Consider the following 22,031-nt stretch of genomic DNA (forward strand, 5'->3'; position numbering starts at 1 on the left):
GTATGTATTGGGAAAGCATGCAAGTTGACTACGGACTGAGCTGGATAGCTCGGGCAATGCGACCAAGCTCTTTGTCTACGCGTTCACTATAGCTCGCAGGGCACGTAGCCCAGTGCCGCAGGAACTCTTTGTCACGTCCCCTCTTACTTCGAAAGAACAACGAGATATCCTGCTCCGAGTCTCCGCTTCCGCGATTCGCCCGGTAGTACGCGATAGCCTGCACATAGGTTAGCCCAATAAGGCGGCCCAGTGGCTTGAGCAACGCTTCTCTCTCACACCGGCACATCTCGACGAACTTCAACATTTCTCTATCGCGTCGAATTTTGCCTCTTAGCTTGTCCCAGACGAACCCAAGCACCATCCACTTCGTGTACCCACGCTGGGGCGCATGGCGGGCACCCTTCGTGACTTCTTTGAACAACCAGTATCGCGGAAGGTAGAACTCAGCTTTCGAGTTTGGGAAGACATCATCGTAGACACCTTCGACAAAAAGATTGTCCTTGCCAGATCGCGCGATGACTGGGTCAAGCTCGCAACCGGCGACCGCTTGCGCCAGCTCCTCCTTGTTTATGACCAAGTATTTTTTGCCTCGAACTTGTGCCCTCAGCTCACCCTTTGTTTGCCGCTTGCGGGCGTACAAATAGTCGCGACGCCTCAATTCCTTCTCAATCTCCAGCTGTCGCCGGTCATTAGCCATCAGGTCTGATGGCTTTATTGCGTTCTGCCAGTTCGTCGCCTGCACGATTCGACCCACAAGCCCATCGAAAGAAGCTCCGTCCTTCAGCGGATCACGAGGCACTTGAATAACCTTAACAAGAACGCTGGCCGCCCGATTTGTAGCTGCCTCCGCCAGCACCCTTGAAGTCTGCTGGCCATTGATGACTTGAGGGTTCCGTACCCGAATGACATCGGTGCCCCGGTGACTAACCTTCTCAGCCCGATCGCAGATGATGGTTATCCCGTTGTTGTAATAGAAGAACTGGTCCGGTTCGGCTGCAAGCGTACGCTTCATTCCTTCATTGACCGACGTCCCTTCCCCGAGAAAGCCACGTATGTTCCGGGCGAACAATCGTCGTCCGCCTACCTCGAATATGTGAGCTATGGCATCCCCCGATGCAGAAAAAACCCAGGATTCCATGTTGTTCTTCGAATCAAACCGCTGCAAAACACCATTGACTTTCACCCCGGGGCCACTTTCGATTGGGACGTCAAGCGTCGGGATGGGAGGCGCTGCTCCATCAAGGTAGTCTTGCAGCAGTACAAGACATCGCGTTCCGTCCAGTATCTCTATGGAACATCCGCCGCCAGCCCTCCTCACGGTTTGCCTCGCATCCCGCTCCGTGGCATCGGAACATTTAGCCAGGGTGACGAACACCAGCACTACGCGATATCCCTTTCGGGCCACCCTCTGACGCGCAGACTTCAGCAACTCAGCGGCGTTGGGCTCCATCCCCTTCAAATAGGAAGAGAACTCGGCAGCATCGGGGTCCGAAACGACACTAGCGAGATTCGCAAAATCGATTACGGAAGCGCGAGACTCAGGGACTCCAAAGTTCTTTCGCCGGTACTTCGCTTGAACCAGGTAAACAACCTGCGCCCGATCATCAATAAAAACCGCATCCACACTCTTGTCGCGAGAGCCGCCGGTAACACTCTCCAAGGCCGCAGGGTCGCTATCCGTGAGATATGCGCGCAGAAACCACGCCACAAACTGGTTGTCAGGAGCAAGCGAAGGATTCTGTGCAGCGAAGTCCTCTATCTCTCGCTCCAGTTTCTTGAGCCTATCTGCAACGTTCATTGCACTCTGACCTCTGCTCATCGGTCCCCCTGATCATTTACGCGGCGCAACTTGGGGGGCGACCATACGGCTTCATTCAGTTCAGCCAATACTTCGGTCAGCCCGCCATTGAATTCCTTGTCGATGCGTCGGAATCCACCTTGCGTGCTCAGTGCGCCCTGATCGATGGTGTCACGATCGAGGACGACGTTCGCTTTCAGCTGCTTGCCCAGCTTGTCGAGCCATTGCGTCTGCATGGGGGTGAGCTGGCGTCTCGAGCGGATAGCGGCGAGCGCATCGTCGACGCGCTGGTCGAATGGTACGAGCGCATCGCCTAACGCCGCCTGTCGCACGAATCCAAGGATACTGGCCGCAATGTCGCGGTTGGTCTTGCGCTTCCAGGCATCGGCCAGCGCGCGTTCATCGAAGCCGTCGATCTGCAGGCGCACGGCCAGGTCCTTCAGGTCGCTGCGCTTCAGCTCGCGAGGACGGGTAGTGAGCGCGATGATCGCAGGCACGGTGTTGCTGTGAGAGCGAACCCATTCGGTGAAGGACGCGAGATAGTCCTCGGCGCTGCCATAGCCGGGCTCGACGGATACGAGTGCGTCCTCGTGCTGAGAGATCACGAGGCGACCTCCCTTCCCAGAACGAACCGCGTCCAGCCATTCGGGAACCCACTGATGATGGCCGAGCCATTCGCGCAACTGTGTCGGCGACCAGTGGTGCATGGCTGTAGCCACCTCGGCGGCGCTCTTGCCTACACGCTCTGTGAATACTTGCCGTTGTTCCTCCGTCAGGCCCCTAGCGCGACGCTGGAGCTTGGCGACGAACTGATCGCGAATCAGTTGCTGCGCGTCCGGTAGTGGATCGGCCTGCTGCAGCTCATTCGCGAGTTGGGCGAAGCTGATCGAGGGATTCTGGACCACCGGCTCCATAGTCGAGACGTGGCGCATGTTCTCGCACACCCCCACCGCGTCGTAGATGCGGAAAGCTTCCTTGCCAATCCTGTCGCAACGCCGCGTGGCGCGGCCCTTCATCTGCTCGAACAGGATGCGGCTCGACACCATGCGCAGAAACACGAGATTCACGATCGGCAACACATCGATGCCCGTGGTGAGAAGGTCGACGGTGACGGCAATCGCGGGGAACGCATCGTTCTTGTAGCGGCGGATCATTTTGAGCGGCTGGTCGATCCTGCCCGTGATCTTCTCCACCATCTCGCTACGAAAGTCGGCGCCATAGTGGCGCGCATAGGCTTCGCGGAACAGCCGGCACACCATCTGCGCATGATCGTCGGTAGCGCAAAAGACCAGCGTCTTGTCAGGGCCGAATGGACTGATCCGTTCCGCCAGCGTTTCGATCACGACCCGGTTGAATGACTCGGTGATGACCTTGCGATTGAACTCCGTGACGTCAAACTTGAGATCGTCAGGCGTATGGAACAGGTCGACCTGGCCGGTCTCGGGCTTGTAGACCTGAACCTGCTCGCCTTGCTTGTACTCGATACCTCGTTGCGAGAGTTCCGTCTGGATGAGGATCGGCGGTTCGTGGTCGACCAGCACCCCATCGAGGACAGCCTCGCGGTATGTGTAGACGTACACCGGATCCCCGAAAATCTGGGTGGTGTGCAGCGCCGGAGTTGCTGTCAGCCCCACTTTGACAGCGTCGAAATGATCGAGGACGCGGCGATAAATCGAGATGTACTCGCTTTCATCGCGGAACGTCAGCTCGGTTTCCGACATCTCCCGATCGAGCAGGTAGCCGCGATGACACTCGTCCACAACGATGCAATCGTACGTATCCACGGACGGAGCCTTGTCGGGATCGCCCAGAACACGCCGCGCCATCCCCTGAACCGTCGCAATGTGAACGCGCGTTGCGGTGTCCGGCGTGGTCGCATCGACCCCTTTAACGCCGAACGTATCCGCGAATGTCTGGACCGTATCTACGCGCGTCTCGCCGAAGGAATCTTCCGCCTGCTCGCCGAGCGCGGATCGATCAACCAAGAACAGCACGCGACGGAATCGCCCCGCCTTGAGCAGGCGGTACACGAGGCCGATGCAGGTCTTCGTCTTGCCTGTGCCGGTGGCCATCGCCACGAGCGCCGAGCGCTTGCCTTCCTTGATAGCGGCTTCGACGCCTTCGATGGCTTTGCGCTGGTAAGACCGGATTTCGAAGCCGAAGTCGAAACCGATGTTGTCGAGTTGGATCTCAGCTTGTTGGCGATTCTGACGGTAGAGATCGCGCAAGCCTTGTGGCGAGTACCAGCCGTTGAGCGCGCGGTCGGGTTCGCCGGTACGCAGGTCAGCGAACCAGATCCCTGATGCTTCCTTGATTTGCTCCAGATACGGCCGGCCGTTGGTTGCGAACGCGAACGGCACTCGATAGTCGCCCCAGGATTCGGGCGCCTTCATGCCTTCGACGAGGCTGATGTGCCTCGCGTACCGCTTTGCCTGATTCAACGCTGATGCAGCACTCTTGCGATCGCGCTTGGCCTCGACAATTCCGATGAGCTGCATGCCGTCGAACAGTGCGTAGTCCGCCGGTCCGCTCGATGTGGGCCACTCCGCAATGGCGAGATAGCGACTGGCCTGCGGGCGAACGCCCTTCCGGAAATCGAGTTCTTCGCTGTTCGCTTCCCACCCAGCGTCGCGCAACTGCTGATCGATCTTGCGACGGGTCTCGAATTCATCGAGCTCGATCTGTTTCGCTGCTGTGTTGGATGCCGCGACCAGATCGCGTACCTGCTGAGCCGGTGCGGCGAAGGCCGCGGCCTGTTGCTCGGCGAACTTGCGCTGCAACGCTGCGTTCGCCCGTTCGGTCTCGGTGGCAAGTTGCTCCCAGATCGATCGATCGGATTCCGCCTGCCTCAGTTGCGCTTCCAGCGACTGGACCTGCGCGGCAACGAGAGTTTGCTGCTCGCGAACTTGCTTCGACTCGGAACGCAGCCGATCGAGCTCCTCGCCCAACGCGGCCGATTCGTCCTCTGGAGCACGCGGAGGGACGAACGGCCCAGACTTGAAGCTGGCACTACCGAAGGTGCGATGAAACCAGACGCTCAGCTGCCAACTGACCTTCAACGCAGCGAGGGCGGTGCCGTGATCGTTGCGCAGGCCGTGACTCGCGTCGTTGCCTGCCTTGCGGATCTGATAGAACAAGTCGCCCACTTCGCGAGGAACAGCGCCAACCGCCTGCAGCCGACGCAACAGATCGACCTGCTTCTCTTCGATGGTTGGCATCTGACCGAACCGGGAAGCAATGTCCTGGGCGAGCAGCTCGCCGAGCTGTCGCAGCTTCAGCAGACAGGTGTTGGGATCGTCAGGGAAGTAGTGTTCGGCGAGCGCGCCCAGCCTCGCCAGCTGTTCGTCATGGACAGCCAGATGCGAGAAGTTCGAGATGTGCGTCTTCGCCCCTGCCATGCGTCCCGTCTGGCCTGGCTCTGGAAGCCTAGGATTCAGCCCGCTTTATCGTTCTAATTCATTGATCCGAGTCGCAAAGATACTTCCATATGGCACTCGAGTCGACCGGGGAAACTGCGCGATTGAAGTAACCGATGCTGGACCAGGCCGCTAGCAGCACCTCCGCGCCAGGAATTGCGAATACCCTTTGTCGCGAGCGGCCCCGACGCCTATCTATATGTCGCTGCAAGGGTGCTGCTCTCACACTCGATCTAGCAGCGCCTTAGGAGCGGCATCGCCAATGGGTTATATATTGGACATCTTAGCTTAATTTGGGTAATTTATTACCCATTATGCCGCGTACCACCCCGACAATCCTGCCCCGTATCCAGCGCGAGTTGGCGACCCTGGGCGATCGCCTACGTCAGGCCCGGCTGCGACGTGCCTACGCCGCTGAAACAATCGCTCAACGCGCAGGCATAACCCGTAAAACACTCGGCCGCGTTGAACAGGGCGACCCCGCCGTGTCGATCGGCATCTATGCACGCGTTCTACAGGCACTGGGACTCGAGACCGACCTCGCCCTCATCGCAAAGGATGATGAGCTTGGCAGACGTCTACAGGACATGGCTCTCAAGCAGCCACGGCGAGCGCAACGGAAGAAAGCGAGTCCGTGATGAGCAGCCGCGGACTTCAGCAAGTCGACGTCATCTTGGATGTCGAAGACCTCGGTCAACGCAGAATGGGTATTCTGCATCGGCAGACTGCGCGCGGCGGCGAAGTGTATTCGTTCGAGTTTGATCCCGACTGGCTCACGCGTCGCGATCCGATCGCCCTCGATCCCGACCTGCTCCCCGCACCAGGCCGAACATATCCATCCGCTGGCCGCGCCCAGTTCGGAATTTTCATGGACTCAGCGCCTGATCGATGGGGCCGCACACTCATGCAACGTCGCGAAGCACTGCTGGCCACACAAGAGAAACGACCCGCACGTACGTTGATGGAATGGGACTACCTACTCGGCGTTCACGACTTCTCACGACTGGGAGCACTGCGGTTCAGAGCCCATCTGGACTCGCCGTTTCTTGATGACTCATCGACAAACAAGGCTCCGCCGCTAGCCTCGCTTCGTGAGCTACAAGCTGCCGCTCGTGTCATCGAGGAGGACCGCGCCCCCGATGACAACAGCCTAAAGGCGGCGCTAGATCAGCTGCTCGCACCGGGCAGCTCGCTAGGCGGCGCGCGCCCGAAGGCATCGGTGCTCGATGAGCATGGCCAGCTGTGCATTGCCAAGTTCCCAAGTGGTCAGGATGAATGGGATGTAGGCGCATGGGAAATGGTCGCCCACGCACTCGCAAAGAACGCAGGCATTCGCGTCCCACCTACCCGGACGGTTCGCTTCACACCGGATGGACACACATTCATTGCGCAAAGATTCGATCGAACACCGAAGGGCAGTCGTCTCGCATTCGTCTCCGCAATGACGCTTCTTCAGCGCTCAGACGGCGACAATGATGCAAGCTATCTCGAGCTAGTTGATCTTATGCAATCTCGTGGAGCGCAGACGCAAGCGGATTGCGAGGAGCTATTCCGGCGCGTGGTGTTCAGCATCTGCATCTCGAACACTGACGACCACCTTCGCAACCATGGCTTTATTGTCGGCGGCACTGGTGTCGTTCTTTCCCCCATCTTTGACATCAATCCAAATCCTCAGCGCCGCCAGCTAAGTCTCGCAGTTGACGAAACAAACGCGACGCTGAGCCTCGACGTCGCCGAATCCGCGGCGGAGTATTACGGACTGCGCATAGATCGGGCCCGCGACATCATTGGTAAAGTCCAGAAGTCAGTGCAGCGCTGGCCGAAGGAGGCAAAGGCACTGGGAATCCCTGAGCGTCAGCAGGAGCTGATGCGGCCCGCCTTCTCGCTCGCAGAGCAGTCACGAGTCCAGTGATCACTTGGCCATCTCAGGATGGCTCACGCCCAATACTCATGCTGACACGCGATGTCGCCGCACTAAGACCATCTGACTTGCTGCGTTCACGTGCAATACGCTGTCCGCATTATGGCTAATTCGCTGTTGACTGTATCAACGGTTGGCTGCAGCCTCGGTAGCGCGTAAATCGTTAGACTCGATTGGCGAACTAAGCGCGCCTTGAGCGCGGCAACGAAAGGAAATCGTGTCAGATGCGGCGGCGATCGCGTGACACAAAGACGTTGTCATTGTTCGCTCCAGGGACTTCTCTGGACGGAGAGTTATCACTCAATTCGCCCACGCCAGGGCGCTTTCCGCTGAACGACGCTGGCGAGCGCGTCGAGAACTGGGTCTTCCAGGACCTGCGTGATTCCGCGCATCCATTGATCATTGCCGGCTACGCGAGCCTAGATAGGTTTCTAGATTTCGCCTCCGGCACAGGTCCAGAACAAGTCCGGTTTCTGATCGGCAACGAACCGTTTGCGTCGCGTCGCACCGAATACTCAATCTCAGATGACGACCTGCCCGCGCAGGCGGAAAAATACTGGCTAGCGCGAGGAATCTCTCTCGTACGTTCGGCCGCGTTGATCCGCGCGATAGACAGTCTGCGCTCCGGTCGTATCGAAGCGAGATACGTGCGTGGCAATCGCATGCTGCACGCTAAAATCTACTGCGGGGACAAGGCTGCGACGGTCGGCTCCAGCAACTTCACAAACCCAGGACTTCTCACTCAGCACGAAGCCAACGCACGTTTTACATTCGACGGTGAGCCCGACAGGTATCGCGAGCTGCAGCAGATCGCTGAAGGATTCTGGAAGCTGGGCAAACCCTACAACGATCGCCTGATTGCGCTGCTAGAGGCACTGCTCAAGCCAGTGTATTGGGACGAGGCGTTGGCACGCGCCTGCGCAGAACTATTGGAAGGCGAATGGGCGCAGGAGTATCTCAAGGAAGACTACCTCAGCGACGCCAGCAGCCTATGGCCCAGTCAGAAACAGGGCATTGCACAGGCACTCGCCATTCTTGATCAACGAGGGAGCGTGCTCGTCGCGGATGCGACTGGCGCCGGTAAGACACGGATGGGCGTCTATCTGGTAGGTGCAATTCATGACCAAATTGTTCGTTCTGGCCGGCTATGGCATGGCAAGGCTTTGATGATTGCCCCGCCAACCGTAGTTGAGAACTGGGAACTTGAGGTATCGCGCAGCGGTGCCCACCTAGATGTGCGGTCTCACGGCGCGCTCAGCCATAGCAAGAGCAAGCACCATGAGCTCCGAGTGGAGGAGCTCAAGCGGGCTCAGATGCTGTGCGTGGATGAAGGCCACAATTTCCTCAACCTGGTATCTCAAAGAACTCAGCTCCTGTTACGCAACATGGCAGACCATGTCGTGATGCTAACCGCCACCCCCATCAACCGCGGAGTCACAGACCTCCTGCGAGTAGCAGATGTACTCGGTGCCGACAATCTCGATGAATCAACGCTAGTCGCATTCAAGCGAATGCTCGGTAGACCCAACCTACGTCGCTCGCTTACGTCATCGGAAGCGGAGCAGTTGCGACTTGAGCTCCGCAAATTCACCGTTCGACGAACCAAACGCATGCTGAATGCCTTGATCGATCGCGAGCCCGATGCATATCGAGACAAGTCCGGCCGCCAATGCCGCTTTCCAAAGCATGACCCCAAGGTGTATGAGCTCAAGGAATCTGCCGAGGACTGCGCCATTGCGACACGAATTGCGCAACTGGCGAATGAGCTCAAAGGCGCCACCCATTTCATTAAGTGCATCGAGATGCCAAAGAGCTTTCGGGCCCAGGGCATCTCTGAAGAGCACTTTCTGAAAGGGCGGCTGGCATCAGCAAAGAAGCTTTCGCGCTACATGATCATGCGCGCCCTCAGGTCATCGAGAGCAGCATTGGTAGAGCATATTGAAGGAACGAAGAAGGCTATCGATGAGTTCGGTCTAACAGAAACCTTCAGTAAGGACGAAACTGGCAACCAGTGCCAGCGCTTGCTGGAGCTCGCAGGTCATCTGCCGGGCACCAACCTCAGTGTCCCTCTTCCCGACTGGCTCGCCGACCCAGAGCTGCACCAACAGGCATGCATAGAGGAGCGTCACACATACGAGCAGATCGCCATTCTTACAAGGCGGCTTAGTGATGGCCGGGAATCCGCGAAAGTAGACTTGTTGATACGGCTACTCTCCTCGCACTCACTCGTCCTGGCGTTTGACAGCAGACCAATCTCCCTCGCTCTAATTCGACGCTATCTAGAGCACAGAAACATGCTTGCATTGCTCGCGTGGGGCGAGGCGGGCTCCGATCGAGAAAAGCTGCTGAGCTCCTTCGGACCGGGTTCTGACGCCAAGGGAATCATTGGTCTCTGCTCAGACAGCCTTGCGGAAGGAGTCAATCTGCAGCAAGCAGCTGCCGTGGTGCATCTCGACATGCCCAGCGTGGTTCGAATCGCTGAGCAGCGAGTCGGCCGAGTAGACCGCCTGGACAGTCCGCATCCATCGATCGAAGCTTGGTGGCCACGCGATGCGCGAGAGTTCGCCCTCACGTCGGATGACAGACTTGTAGAACGATTCGAGACCGTCGATCGCCTAATCGGGTCCAACTTGCCCTTACCAGAACACCTGCAACCCAGTCATGTTGAGCGTTCGACGCCTGTTGAGGTGGAAGACTTGATCAAGGAGCTGGACAACGCGTCGGTGCAACCTTGGGACGGGATCGATGACGCCTTCTCACCTGTGCGTGACTTAGTCACGGGCCAGAACTCGGTTATCTCACCTGATATCTATGAGCGCTTCCGACTCGTGACGGAGAGAGTCCTGTCCCGCGTTAGTCTCGTGTCCGCCACTACGCCGTGGGCGTTCTTTTGCTTGCGGGCCGGCAGTTTGGGTGCTCCACGCTGGATTCTGTTTCCAGCAGAATCGGCGGCACCGGAAACAGAACTTTCAAGGGTTGCATTGGAGCTTCGCGTACGGCTGACATCCAACATCAAGAACCTGCAATTCGATGAACACGCCGTGGTGCTTCTCAACCGGTTCCTTGAACGCCTACCTTCGATCGAACGAAGGCTCCTTTCGAAGCGCAAGCAACGCGCCATCACGCAGCTGATTTTTCTGACGAAGCGCCTGTTCTCGCGACACGCACAGGCAGGTGACACCGCTACCGTAGAGTTCTTGAGAAAGTTACTTGGGGTTCTCGACGATCCCGCATCGGAGCTGATTCCCGATTGGGATGAGGTTGCTTCGCGCTGGCTCGATGTCATCAGACCTATTTGGTTCGAGAAGCTCAAGGAAAAGCGTGCTCGCCCGCTTGTACTCAAGGACATACAGAAGCATCTCGAAGCTAAGCCGGATTGGCTCTTGGCACAGATCAAAGAGTACTTTGGCACGATCCCAGCGCCCCGCCGCCTCGACGAACGTGTGCACGCCTGCATTATCGGTGTGCCGTAGCCAGCGGGATTGAGCACGCCCACAAGTGAGTTTGCCAAAGCGCTATCGTGTGCGCTCTCTATCCCTCACGCGCTCGCGCAGGTGGGCACGAAGCTGTGCCTCGATTCGCTCACGCTCGGTTAACGGCGGCGGCATGCTCTGAACAAATTGCCTAACCGCGCTCGCGAGCGGCAGCTGACCCTGTTGATCGAGTAGCCGGGCGATTGCATGCCAGCCGTCCCTCACGGCGCGGCGCGTAGATCGAAGGGTACCTGTGCTGCCCGAATGCCCCGTACTCCTATTGACCATCGCCGCCGCGACGTCTTGCACCATTGCACGCACGTGCGTCGACTCCCGCTCCGGGTCCTTTGTGGTTCGATATATCGGATCAACCTTCGCCTCAACGACCTGCCCGCGCACCGCACGCTCTGTGGCATTGGCTGCAACCCCGTGCTCGCGCAGATGTCGCGCGAACTCAGCTCGCCATCTCCTCAGGGTCGCTTTGCGGATGTGCAGACGCTCTCCTTGCTCACTCACTGCCTTCACAACCGCATGGACGTGCGGATGAGGCTCATCCGTGTGCAGCACGAACGCATAGCGATGCTTGAGCCCGAACTCCTCCCGAAGAAGAGTTCTTGTCGCCTTCAACACGGCCGACGGTGGCGTCCCGGCTGGCATGGAGAACATGAGTTTATGGACCAGCTTTGCGGGCTTGCGGCCCTTCCCTGCCGTCAGCTCGTTCGTCCGTCGGTGCTGCTCAAGCTCCAAGTTCCAGTCATTGATCAGCGCACGCCCGATTCGCTTGCCACTCACCTGCTCTCCGTCATCGGTCTCAATCTCAAGCTCTCCGTCGCGACCGATGTAGTCGAAGTGTTGAGCTACCGACGACAGGCCGCTCGAGTTCCGAGTGAGCACTTTGACCATCACCTCCGGAGTGCGATTGACCGTCCGCGCGATCTGGGCGATCTGCTCAGGCGACAGTCGATCACGCCGCCCCGAACCGGCACGTCCAAAGCTGCCGATATCCAACAGGGCGCGACCCGCAAAGGGTTCAATCCTGAACGCGGGCATGGCCCACCTCCCATGACTCTTCATTCGCGCGAATCAGGCCCTTCGTGTGCTTCAGGAGAGCCTCAAACGCCCTTAGGATCCCCATCAACGAACTATTGCTTACTGTGATCCGCTGCCCTTGATTCGCGGCTCGGGCGAGCTGGTTGAGGTTGCGGCCGATGGCGGACAGTTCGGCAACTGAGTGTTTGAGCGCCTTGATCTCCTCTCTCGGCAGCGGAGTGAGGTGGCGAAGATGTGCCCGCACCAGGACCGATACGTAGGTGGCGGACGCGAGGCCACGGGCCGCCGAGCGCTCACGCAACAGCAGCTGATCCTCCCGACGCAGGCGTAGGCACACGCGGCCGGTCAGGCGATCTGGGGAGTCCGCCAAGACGTCGACGTCGCGCGCCGAGGAGTTCGATGGTCGCCGAGGCTCGCCCGTTGATGGGTCACCCAATGCAGCGGCCACAACGCGTCGCAGCCAGACTGATTCATTGAGGAGTTGCTGTTCAGCGAGCGCTTGTACGCGCTGCTTCGTCTCCAATGAGACGCGAGCCTTGATAAGGTGCGTCGCAGCCATGGGTCACACTGTGACCCATCAATCGCCGCGAGGCTATCCTGCATATTTGTTGTCTTAGGCTCGAAACAGCGTCTTGACTGACTCTTCAGCCTCTGCATCCACCTCCTTTCTCCGCCGAATGCCGACAGACACACGAGCACGGGCTGACCGAATCGGTTGCAGTCGTACATCCGGCCTCATCGTGGAATCACATGCGTGCGTTCCGGCCATCATGAAATCCGCCGGCAGTGAGCCAATCGTTTCGAAGGCTTCGAACATAGTCAGGCGTGCAGAATATCGGCTTGCACTGCGCCGGTTCGCCCAGCTTCCCACGAAGTCCGTGCATCTGCCGCACCACCTCTGGGGGCTCAATCAGGCCGTAACGGGCAGTGGCGTCGGGACTCCAAGTCGCGCCCGTCGTTACCAGGTGATCTAGACTATTCTCGCAAGCTTGTTCGCGACCGCCGCCTTGTTGTGCCCGCACTCGTCGCGGATCCTCAGCACCTAGGCGCGCAACGCATCGAGCGGTCTGCCGCCGTGCCGCGGGTCGCTGAGAACAAAACGGCACGCCCGCCGTGCACGAGCAGCGTCTTCAGATAGGCGTCTCCTCGTTTGCTGATCGAACCAAGACCTCGAATCGTGCCGGACGAATACACGCGCGGCGTCGGGCCCAGCCAGGAAGCGAAGCGCCGCGGGCTTCGGAAACTGGAGATTTCACCGACCACCCCGGCAAAAAGCGGTCGTTAGAAGATTGGAGTGCCTTGCGATCTCAGATAACTACACATCGGAACCATCAGGGCCGCGCGTAGCGCGCTTGCGAGCACGGCAGCGCCGCGCGCAGGGATTGGCCGGCTCCCTGACCGGCACTACCGCTCTGTTCGCTCAATAGCTATACCCAACTTTCCAGCCGCTTGAGCTGCCTTCATCCAGGCTTGTCCACGTTACGACGCTCATCTTGCCTCTGAGGTAGTCACCAGTAGCGCCCGTTGTACCCGCTCGCCGAGCACGGCTACGTACTGCCGCATGTTCTCGGCAATCAAAGCAATCTCCTCAGGTGAAAATTGCAAAATCTCACCGACTTTCAGTTTAGGTTTTATGTCGCGAGGAGTGGCCGCGGAAACCTGATTCATCATCTTATCGGTGACTTTGGCGCCCACGTGCACAATAACGTGCCGACACGCTTGGGTCGCTATCACGTTATTCACACCGCGATCTCTTTCCATGCTCACACCCAGATACTCTCGGAACGCTCGATGCGTAGAACCCATGTCCTGAAAAGTGAAATCCTTCTTCGCGATCAAGAGGTCAGGCGCAGCGTCCCTAAGGTTCCAATTGAGCTCTCGCAGATCGCCAAACGTCAGCTTTATCTCCTCATCGAGAAGAGAACTTCCTGGGTCAGTAGCTAGCCTCTGCGAGATCCCATAGCGAAATAAGTCCCCTAAGCAGGAGGCAAAGTGAGATACCAATAGAACAACGGCCTGATTGAAGATGACTTGGTAACGGATGCGTAGCGCGTCATTGGTCTTTATTGTCCCAATGAACTCAAGTAGCGAGGCTCCGTTTAGTTGCGGGTTATCAATCTTTTGTTTTTCCTTTAGCCGCCGGCTTAAGTCAGTGAGCCGTTCGATGATGATGCCGAGGAGCTCTCGGTCGAAATCCACGAGCTTCTCCACAGCCCGCACGTTGGCTGAAAATGTTGAAATAATATCTGGGATCACACAACACCATCCCGCTGCTGACTATAGTTCGTCTCGATATTGAACTGCCCGAGTGCACCGCGACGTACCGCGCATTGCATTCCATCCAGGACAGAACTCCCATCCGCGGCAACTCCCCGCAAAAGAGAGCCGCCTATATACCGTGCTGCCAACACATGAATGGCGGCGTGACGACGATACAAAAGCCAGGGATCCGGTCAATAGCTACTAAGCGCTTGATCATCGTCTAGCTGCTGAGATGCGAGGACTCGATCGCTCACGACAGATGGCGCCTCGCTTCGGAAGGCAGCCATCTCTACAAGCATTGCCACCTCAAACGACCGAACACACCCCAGGCGCGACCTATACGCCACTGCAGCTCTTTTGGCCCCATCACAGAACATGGTTTAATGGTGACCGAGGCCTATCGTCTAATTTGGCAAGACCTCCCGCGAGGGAGATCCCGGTTCGATTCCGGGTAGGCAAAGAGCATTCGTGGAGGTGCTCTTTGCCTACCTGAAGCCAGGCCAAATGAAAGAAGAACACAGGATCGCAGTTTTCCGTGCGCAGACAGCCAACACTAGAGAACTTGGTGTGGCATGGACGCACGTTAATCGACAGATCAACGCCCTGATCCTGCGCAAACAAGACAAGTCTGTCGAGGTTACGACTAAGCTGCTAGCCCTTATCTACTGCGCCCTTGCTGAAAGTACATTCTCGAAGCTGATACACACGCCGCACTGCCTGACTCTTGACGAGATCGAGCAGATTAAGCAAGCAACAAGAACAAGCGGCGTTCGAGAAGGGTGGATCAAATGCGCGGAACTTGCAGTGAGGCGTATCGACGGCGCGAAGAGCAATCACGCACAAAACGTTCTCAAGAAGCTGGGCAAGCTCATAGAGATGTACGTTTTCGATCCTAGCCTCATTCGCAACAAGCTCGCTCATGGCCAGTGGTCGGTTGCTCTCAACCGAGAGAACGACGCAGTCAATGATAACCTGACGAATGAGATAACCAACCTGGATGTCATCGAGCTATACAGGCGCAAACACGCCTTGGAAAAGCTTGCGTCCATTTTGGAGGATATCGTTGAATCGCCGAACAAGGCACACAGGCGCGACTATTGGACTCACCTAACCGCGCTCGAAGAAAAGCAAGCTGAATTCGCGACGTGGACCATGCGAAAGAAAGCGGAGCAGTTGACTGCAAAAAGGTCCCGCGCGCCCGAAGGCAAATGACAGTTTGTTGTGTTGGCCGCTCGTGGACTAGACAAGTGTGATGCCCACACACCATTCCGAGAAAAAACACAATCCTCTGACGATATCGCAAAAGTGAGGCTGTCATGGAGATTAGCACTGCTGCGCTTGACGCCATGGGGTTCAAGGATGGATTGGAAGTTGAAGCCACCTTCCATAGCGTCAATGTCTATTCCCTGAGCGGAATAACCTGTTCCCAGCCTACCACCCTCGAAAGCGCCATTGGGAAGACCGCCCAACATAGCGACTACCAGCTGGCCGTGGGACTCTCGGTCAACGAGGCCTGCAAACGTCTCATCGGAGACACGCTGGTAGAGGACGAACTCAAATGGATGGAAGAGCGTGCGTGCTGCGGCCCATATCTATTGGTCGCGATCAAGGTGAATCCCGCCAAGCGCATCGGCAGAGTCAAAGAGGAGATCGCTTCTATCAGTACGTACGGTATGTTCTCGATGGAGAAGGCAGCGATTGCCGCAATCGAGAGCGACGTGCTACCTCGCGCCGTGACTAGCGTGACGCAGTTGATCAGCGCAGCTGGGTATGTATGCGCAGCCCGCCATGTTGCCAGAGAAGTGTTTGGACTTGACCCAGCCCTTCGTCCGGTCCACGACATTCGCTTCAGCCTTTCTGGTACAGGCTCATCTTCGCGCCTTGTCAGCGACGCGATCATCCGAAGCGCAGTCGCCGAGGCACCGGGTCTCGCACATAAGCTCGACCCTAAAGTCGCGCGCTTCTTGCGATTGGCTGAAGACGAGGTGGACTTGCTGCGGAGATTTCTCTTTTTCTTCCTGGCGGTAGAAGTCGAGACCCATAGAGCATTCGCTGCGATCGATCACGCATCTCTGATTCCCGATTTGCTGGATCCTTCCCTGCCGCACAATGCAATCATTCGTGGCTTTCTGAGAGAACAGCCAGAGCGACTAAAGAACCTGAAGGATCGATTTACCTGGTGCGCAATGTTTGCGTGGCCCGCGATGACGGACGTCGATGTTCAGGATTTTGCCAGGCTCAAGTCTGTGCGGGACAAGCTCTCGCACGGCGAGATCACTGCACCGCCGCCCGAAGCGGTAATTTCTGTCGAAGCGCTTGCTCGCAGATTGCAGCACTACCGAATCCCGCCAGAATCGATGCGTAGGATGGTCTCGCCCGACGAGTAAAAATTTGAAACGGCCGCTTCCGCCGGGCGCGCAGTCTTCCTGACGACCAGGCTGCTAACTGCGGACGTTGTAGAGATGGCCACCCGATCGACTGGTAGCCCCGCCGCATGGGGCATTTCTGACGGCGGCGAAGACCCGCGCCCTGATCACAAATGGATTAGGTCGCGAACTCCACAAACTCCGATTGCCGCGTGGTGTGCGGCAATCGAGAGCTCCCGCGGAGCATTTGCATTTGTATGGCGAGGCAAACCCGGAAAGCGGTCGAACAATCGTGTACCGCTCTGCAACGAACGTAGGGCGGATGTTCCCAATCACCGTCCCCAGCGAACTAGGAACTCCAGACTTTCACGCCGAACGAGAACGAGACGAAACTCGATCAATCTCCTTCCGAACCTGGATATCTCGTGCAGCTCAGCGGGCACGCCTTTTGACGTAAGCACCTTGTGAGGAGCGCTCGAAGTGGGCTCAATACTTAGCTTCGAACTGACGCAAGCGCCCGGAAAGATGTCACCGAGTGCCGGCAACAGATGCCGGTATTTGCCTCCACCGAGATTGACCGCCGTTCTCCCTGTGTAATGTTCTAGCACCAATGAGAGCTGTAGCTGCGAGGTGTCGATCACCGCATCTGAGTCATTGAATATGTCCAGCTGACATATACGAACGAGGTTTTTTGAATCGTCGTCGAAATACTCAATGATGTGAGCCTTGGCGTCGAAATGCAGCTGCGTGCCTTGAATCAGGTAGCGAAGGCGCGGATGGTCAGGCACCGTTCCTGTTGAGTGAATCGACGCAACAGCCCAAGCCACGCGTTTCTTCAGTTTCTCGCGCAGCTGACTGATCTTCCCCTCGTAGACGATGTGCGGGAAATGTTTGAGATCGAACGGTATGTCATCAGCGCTTTGGGTCAGTAGAATTGTGCGCTTGCCCAAAGCATGAGCGAACCCGACCTCATAGAAGACGTTCGGATTGCGACCCGTCATGTCTGCGACAATAACGTCCGCTTTAACTATCTGGTTGTAGATTCTGTCGAGGATGCGCTCCTCGAAGATTTGCTCGTCGACTCGCTCACAGTACGCATTGATTGATTCGCACGCTTCCTTGATCCCCACTTTGTACACGTCGTCGAACTGTTCATGGAAAGGCATTAGAACAAACACGAACGGCTTCGGCCCCTGTATGGGCCGTGTCTTGTGTTCCACAACAGGCAGGGGCGCTGCGAGCGCTCGTGCGAGCGCCGCCTCAGCTTCGGCAGCGACAGCCGCAGCTCTCTTCGCGCGCTCAGCAGGCAAACGCTTAGCTAGATTTATTCTGACCCCAGCCAAGTACCTTCGTTGCTCGGGGTCTGATTGCGCGATGCCGACAGTTTCTTTCGCTGCACTTCTCCGCTTCCGGCTCGCGAGCGTCGTCGACTGCTTTGGGCGACCAGTCATCCTTGTCCCTCGTCTGCACTCCCGCCTGTAGGTTCTTAATGACCTGTTCCACGCCAGTATAGGACCTGCTGTTGCTCCGTCAAACTGCATGAGCCTCAGCTGTAAGGCACTTCGACAGCGAACACGTGATTCTCGGCTCCAGGAGAGGCAAGGACCCAGTAGAGTGCAGCGACATGGTTTCGCCGACCTCCTCGACACCATCGAGCATCAGCGGCTGCGACAGCCGGATCCCGCAGACCGACGGACTCCGATACCCCTGCCGCCTCGGATCTCATCAGCAGGGTGAAAGGCGCGCCAGCCCCACGCTGGAGCTGACGCGCCACCGACCTCAATCAATGGCCTCGAATATCAGCGACGCCTCCGCGTGATCCCCCGCGAAGCTGCCCAGCCAATAGAAGTGCTCTACCCACATCGCATCTGGATACTCGAATGACAGGTGGCTGAAGGTGAACAGACACACCGTGATGCCCGCGGCATCGGCACTCATCTGTCCTGAGAACCCATTGCCGGGGATGCTCACGTCGTACACTGCCTCAGGCGGACTCATATAGAACCCGCCATTGCTCAGTTCATAGAACTGCCACCAACCACCCTGATATGTGCTCGAGAACATTCGCATGAAGTCATAGATGCGATCCTCGACGATCTGCATCTTCTGCCCGAAGTGTCGCGGCAGGATGCTGAGCCGTGCGTCCTCGGGGACGATTCTTGCTTCGATACGCTCCGTGTTCATGGTCTTGCTCCGGTATCTTGGGCGGAATTGCCCATGACCCGGCCTCACGGCGCGCGGAGCAGTCAAGGATCGAAGACCGCCACCGGCGGCGAGTGCTCTGCACTCGTCCTTGATTGCGAGCACGCCGTGATAGGCTCAACCTGGCAAGTGCGCCCTCTTCTCTTCTCCGCCGACTTCCGTGCCATACCCAGTAGTCCGCCACTTCGCGAGCACGGGCATGCGAAACGACCACGCGTTCCACCGTGGCAGACCAGAAGAATCGGAAGCGTCGCGCTCGGAAATGAGCCAAAACAGATCTATTTAGATCGATTCAGCTCAGAGGCCTCAACAGGCATCATCGGGCCGTTCGGGATGCATGCATCACTGACGGCCATGCTGAGATCGGACCTCGCAGAAAGGGAGTTGCGGCAGTCACAGCTGATCTATCGGCTGCTGTGCCACGAAGCGCGCACACAAACGATCCGCAGGTTCCTATCGCTATCGGCCCACCAGATCACCAGGTATCGCCATCGATGGGGCTTCAAGGAGCAGGATCGTAGCCGCGGTCCGTCCCCAAACTCATTCGCTCCGTTCTTCCGTTCAACCAGAATGCGTGTCGAAGGCGGGCACCTCGCTCTGATCTGCAAGACGCATGAGCTATGGTCGAAGGACGTAGGTCCGCGCGTGTTCTACACATTGGACCGTGCCGAACAACTCTGCGACGCCCTCGATGCGCATCGCGCGACCTTCTCACAGGCCACGCTCACCTTCGATCAGCTTGTGCTGCTTGTCAGGGGCCTTTGTGCGTCGGTCAGTATCCGCTTGGGATCGTGTAAGTCTTGCGGACGGCCAGTCCTGATCGATCCCTTGGAGCCAGGCAAGCCTGGCTGCAACACGTGCATCACGACGATCGAAGGATGCATGACTGCACCCTCGGCAGGGCTAACAGCACCGTAGCTCTCGAGACGTGCGAGTTAGGGTGTTGCTCGTTTGCTTTTCGCTAGAGCACGCAGCGTCGCCTTGGCGATAACGAGGTACTTCTCAACGGTCTGGACGGTGTACCCGAGACGCTCGGCCACTTCTTGGTATGAGTATCCATATCGCTCGTGCTCGATCAGCACCAGCCGCTGCGAACATGGCAGCTTGGCCAGCAGGCTCTCGACTTGGCGGGCCGTATCGATGGATCGGCTAGCGTCCTCCGTCACGCAGGATTCGGGAACGAGTGCCGAATCTTCTGGCATCTCCACGAAGAGCCTGCGTTCGCGAGCCTTCTGGTTGTAGTAGTCCGCCAAAGAGTTCTTCATGACACCGCGGAGGTAGCCCAGCGGATTCTCTGGGTTGCATGGCGCGGCAAGGTATCGCAGGCATATTTCCTGAGCCAAGTCCTCCACGTCAGGAGACGCGGCCATGCGACGTCTGAGGTATCTCTCAACTTGGAGCCGGTACGCATTGGGAAGCGCTCTAGGCGCTGCATCCCTCGCAGCGCGCACGCGTTGTGGCGTCTCAGCGAAACTAGGATTCTCGCAAGCTGGTTGGAAAGCGAGCATGACTACGCCTTCCTGCCAGCCAGCGGGCGACCGCGAGCAACCTTTTGGGCGCTGGCGACAGCTTTCAACACCGGTCCGATGAACGCGGCGTCCAGACGGTTTGCTGCTTCCGTGACTATGGAGAGTGCAATTTCGGCCGATCGTGAATAGTCGGGATCGGTCTGGGGCCCTCGCTCCCCGGCATGGAGCAGTGCGACGTGCAGACATCCTAGAAGGGACGCCAGCTGCGATAGGTACGACCGCTGGGCGACGATCGCCTCCTCCAATTGAACCCACGCAGGACGCGGGTCAGCCAGAGTCCGTGGCGCAAGTTGGCCATGGGAGGCCAACTCTCGTGCAGATTCTCCCTTCTGATCTCTGCGCGCATGAAACGACCCATCTCCAACGCCGGCCGCGTTGGACGTAGACTGTCGCTTAGCCATAGTCATCCTCTCGTCAGGCTGGCTGTGGTCAGGCGCCCGACGGTGCTCCAACACCATCGGGCGCCGCTTCCTTGATGTCGTCGAACTTTGCGGCTTACCTCTATACTTCGAGCAAGCAATCTAGGGCCTATCCTATCCTGATGTGATTTTCACATCAAGCCCGTGCGACAGCATCAAGGTAGAACGGAGCACCTGCGTGGGTGAACTGACTGTTGAGCAACAAGCACTGTGTAGCGTGCTGGTCGAAGCGAGGACGAACGCAAAGCTCACACAGCGTGAGTTGGCCACTCGGCTCGAGCGAGATCAGTCCGTGATCGCGCGAGTTGAGCTGGGTGAACGCCACATCACTTTGCTCGAGTTCATCGATTACGCGAATGGGGTTGGAGTTGAACCCACGAAGCTGCTCGCGAAGGTGATCCGTGCCAGCAAGCCATGAGGGGCGCGACTAGAGCATCAATCCGATCACCGGCCGCAATGTTTGACCGCCACGGCTCGCTCAGCACCCTCTCACAAGAGCCGGCTCCGCATAGGACTCCACGACCGGGTCACCGTGGGTAAATTTGTCACCACTTGTGAACAAGTGGTGTTGTTTTTACCCAGGCATTCGAAGGCGAGATGCACCCTTTCACCGGGCTTCACAACTAACCGCCGCAGAGTTCATGCTTGCTCCCTGCCCTGCCTCGACTCCTCAACCGAACATCCATGATTCCTCGCTCCGCTCCACCTCGCTTCAGCACTGGTGATGACGGCCGCATCCTGCTGATCCTGGATCTGGATGAAACCTTGGTGCACGCACAGGAACCGCCATTCTCGCTAGATCCGCACTGCGTGCTCTTTGGATACGGCATCCACCTCCGTCCGGGGCTCACTGACTTTCTGCACCAAGTGACGACGGGCTTCCGACTAGCCGTATGGACTTCTTCTTCGCTGGACTACGCCAGCCACGTCTGCAACCTCATCTTTCCAGATCCAACAACTCTCGAGTTCATCTGGGCCCGCGACAAATGCACTCGCCGATGGGAGCCGGAGTCGCAGACGGAGGTACATGCGAAACGCTTGGCGAAATTGACGAGATTCGGGTACGACTTGAGGCGTGTCCTGGTTGTGGATGACTCTCCTGAGAAGCACGAAAAGAACTACGGGAATCTGGTTCGCATTTCGGCGTTCGAAGGCGACCCCGCGGACGCTGAACTCTTGCATCTCGCTAAGTACCTCCACGAACTGTCACAGCAACCCGACATGCGTCGAGTTGAGAAGCGTGGCTGGCGGTCGCGTAGAAATACCGATCGAGGCGCCCGCTAAGCCTTAGATACATCTGGCACTCCAGCGAATCCGGGCGGTACGCAATGTTCCGCGCCCGACTACCCATTCCCCGCCGGCCGGTCCTGGGTTAGATTTGGCACGCGCTAGACCCAGCGGATGCAGACATAAGAACCAGGCGCCAATGCAGGTAAGCACCATGGAGCGAACCGCTCGCCTCGCCGTACTCGTCGATGCCGTCAATGCACGGGCAAGCTCAATCAAAGAGCTGCTCGCAGAGGTGGCTCGTTACGGTACCGCCACGGTTTTGATCGTGTATAGAGAGTATTTAAGTTAGCGGGGCGAGAGGTGCT

Annotated in this window: 16 protein-coding genes; 7 read left to right on the top strand and 9 right to left on the bottom strand. The window is 57.9% G+C overall.

Annotated features, from left to right (window positions below; translation table 11 throughout):
- Positions 1–28 precede the first annotated feature (28 nt).
- Both HNQ60_RS22435 and hsdR read right to left on the bottom strand, forming a co-directional pair.
- On the bottom strand, positions 29–1,798 hold the full coding sequence (locus HNQ60_RS22435) for an AIPR family protein (RefSeq protein WP_184335026.1): 1,770 nt from the start codon (positions 1,796–1,798) through the stop codon (positions 29–31).
- A 17-nt stretch (positions 1,799–1,815) separates the two neighbouring features.
- The gene (gene hsdR, locus HNQ60_RS22440; protein ID WP_184335027.1) at positions 1,816–5,196 is read right to left on the bottom strand and encodes a type I restriction-modification system endonuclease; all 3,381 of its coding nucleotides are present in this window, start codon (positions 5,194–5,196) and stop codon (positions 1,816–1,818) included.
- A gap of 332 nt (positions 5,197–5,528) precedes the next feature.
- On the opposite strand from hsdR, the gene HNQ60_RS28385 reads away from it, so the two are divergent.
- From HNQ60_RS28385 to HNQ60_RS22455, 3 genes are all read left to right on the top strand, one after another.
- Positions 5,529–5,852, top strand: a complete 324-nt coding sequence (locus HNQ60_RS28385) for a helix-turn-helix domain-containing protein (RefSeq protein ID WP_184335028.1) — start codon at positions 5,529–5,531, stop codon at positions 5,850–5,852.
- Positions 5,852–7,126, top strand: a complete 1,275-nt coding sequence (locus HNQ60_RS22450) for a type II toxin-antitoxin system HipA family toxin (protein WP_184335029.1) — start codon at positions 5,852–5,854, stop codon at positions 7,124–7,126. Before HNQ60_RS28385 ends, HNQ60_RS22450 begins: the two co-directional genes overlap by 1 nt.
- A 233-nt stretch (positions 7,127–7,359) precedes the next feature.
- Positions 7,360–10,608, top strand: coding sequence for an SNF2-related protein (locus tag HNQ60_RS22455; protein ID WP_184335030.1), 3,249 nt, complete (start codon positions 7,360–7,362; stop codon positions 10,606–10,608).
- Between the two features lie 42 nt (positions 10,609–10,650).
- Here HNQ60_RS22455 and HNQ60_RS22460 read toward each other — a convergent pair whose 3' ends face one another.
- The 4 genes from HNQ60_RS22460 to HNQ60_RS22475 all read right to left on the bottom strand — a co-directional run bounded on the left by HNQ60_RS22460 (position 10,651) and on the right by HNQ60_RS22475 (position 13,914).
- Entirely contained in the window at positions 10,651–11,658 is a 1,008-nt protein-coding gene (locus tag HNQ60_RS22460) for a relaxase/mobilization nuclease domain-containing protein (RefSeq protein ID WP_184335031.1), read from the bottom strand.
- A complete protein-coding gene (gene mobC, locus HNQ60_RS22465; protein ID WP_184335032.1) occupies positions 11,639–12,217 on the bottom strand; it encodes a plasmid mobilization relaxosome protein MobC in 579 nt (192 codons plus the stop codon). Before mobC ends, HNQ60_RS22460 begins: the two co-directional genes overlap by 20 nt.
- A gap of 476 nt (positions 12,218–12,693) precedes the next feature.
- Positions 12,694–12,921, bottom strand: a complete 228-nt coding sequence (locus HNQ60_RS22470) for a transposase (RefSeq protein ID WP_184335033.1) — start codon at positions 12,919–12,921, stop codon at positions 12,694–12,696.
- Between the two features lie 225 nt (positions 12,922–13,146).
- Positions 13,147–13,914, bottom strand: coding sequence for a hypothetical protein (locus HNQ60_RS22475; protein WP_184335034.1), 768 nt, complete (start codon positions 13,912–13,914; stop codon positions 13,147–13,149).
- A 510-nt stretch (positions 13,915–14,424) separates the two neighbouring features.
- On the opposite strand from HNQ60_RS22475, the gene HNQ60_RS22480 reads away from it, so the two are divergent.
- Together HNQ60_RS22480 and HNQ60_RS22485 are read left to right on the top strand one after the other, a co-directional pair.
- Complete coding sequence (locus HNQ60_RS22480; RefSeq protein ID WP_184335035.1) at positions 14,425–15,132, top strand: hypothetical protein; 708 nt, start codon at positions 14,425–14,427, stop codon at positions 15,130–15,132.
- A gap of 104 nt (positions 15,133–15,236) precedes the next feature.
- On the top strand, positions 15,237–16,307 hold the full coding sequence (locus HNQ60_RS22485; protein ID WP_184335036.1) for a hypothetical protein: 1,071 nt from the start codon (positions 15,237–15,239) through the stop codon (positions 16,305–16,307).
- A 311-nt stretch (positions 16,308–16,618) separates the two neighbouring features.
- Here the strand turns inward: HNQ60_RS22485 and HNQ60_RS22490 are convergent, their stop codons facing one another.
- The 3 genes from HNQ60_RS22490 to HNQ60_RS22500 form a co-directional block, all read right to left on the bottom strand.
- The gene (locus HNQ60_RS22490; RefSeq protein ID WP_184335037.1) at positions 16,619–17,737 is read right to left on the bottom strand and encodes a TIR domain-containing protein; all 1,119 of its coding nucleotides are present in this window, start codon (positions 17,735–17,737) and stop codon (positions 16,619–16,621) included.
- A 328-nt stretch (positions 17,738–18,065) separates the two neighbouring features.
- Entirely contained in the window at positions 18,066–18,470 is a 405-nt protein-coding gene (locus HNQ60_RS22495; protein WP_184335038.1) for an antirestriction protein, read from the bottom strand.
- A 953-nt stretch (positions 18,471–19,423) separates the two neighbouring features.
- Positions 19,424–20,203, bottom strand: a complete 780-nt coding sequence (locus HNQ60_RS22500) for an RNA polymerase sigma factor (protein ID WP_322096894.1) — start codon at positions 20,201–20,203, stop codon at positions 19,424–19,426.
- Positions 20,204–20,614: 411 nt separating this feature from the next.
- Here HNQ60_RS22500 and HNQ60_RS22505 point away from each other — a divergent pair, with 411 nt between their 5' ends.
- Positions 20,615–20,854, top strand: coding sequence for a helix-turn-helix domain-containing protein (locus HNQ60_RS22505; RefSeq protein WP_184335040.1), 240 nt, complete (start codon positions 20,615–20,617; stop codon positions 20,852–20,854).
- Positions 20,855–21,120: 266 nt separating this feature from the next.
- Positions 21,121–21,720 carry an NIF family HAD-type phosphatase gene (locus HNQ60_RS28390; RefSeq protein WP_184335041.1) on the top strand — a complete coding sequence of 200 codons (600 nt, stop codon included), beginning with the start codon at positions 21,121–21,123 and terminating at the stop codon, positions 21,718–21,720.
- Positions 21,721–22,031 lie beyond the last annotated feature (311 nt).

This window comes from Povalibacter uvarum (genome assembly GCF_014202975.1).
GTDB lineage: Bacteria > Pseudomonadota > Gammaproteobacteria > Steroidobacterales > Steroidobacteraceae > Steroidobacter > Steroidobacter uvarum.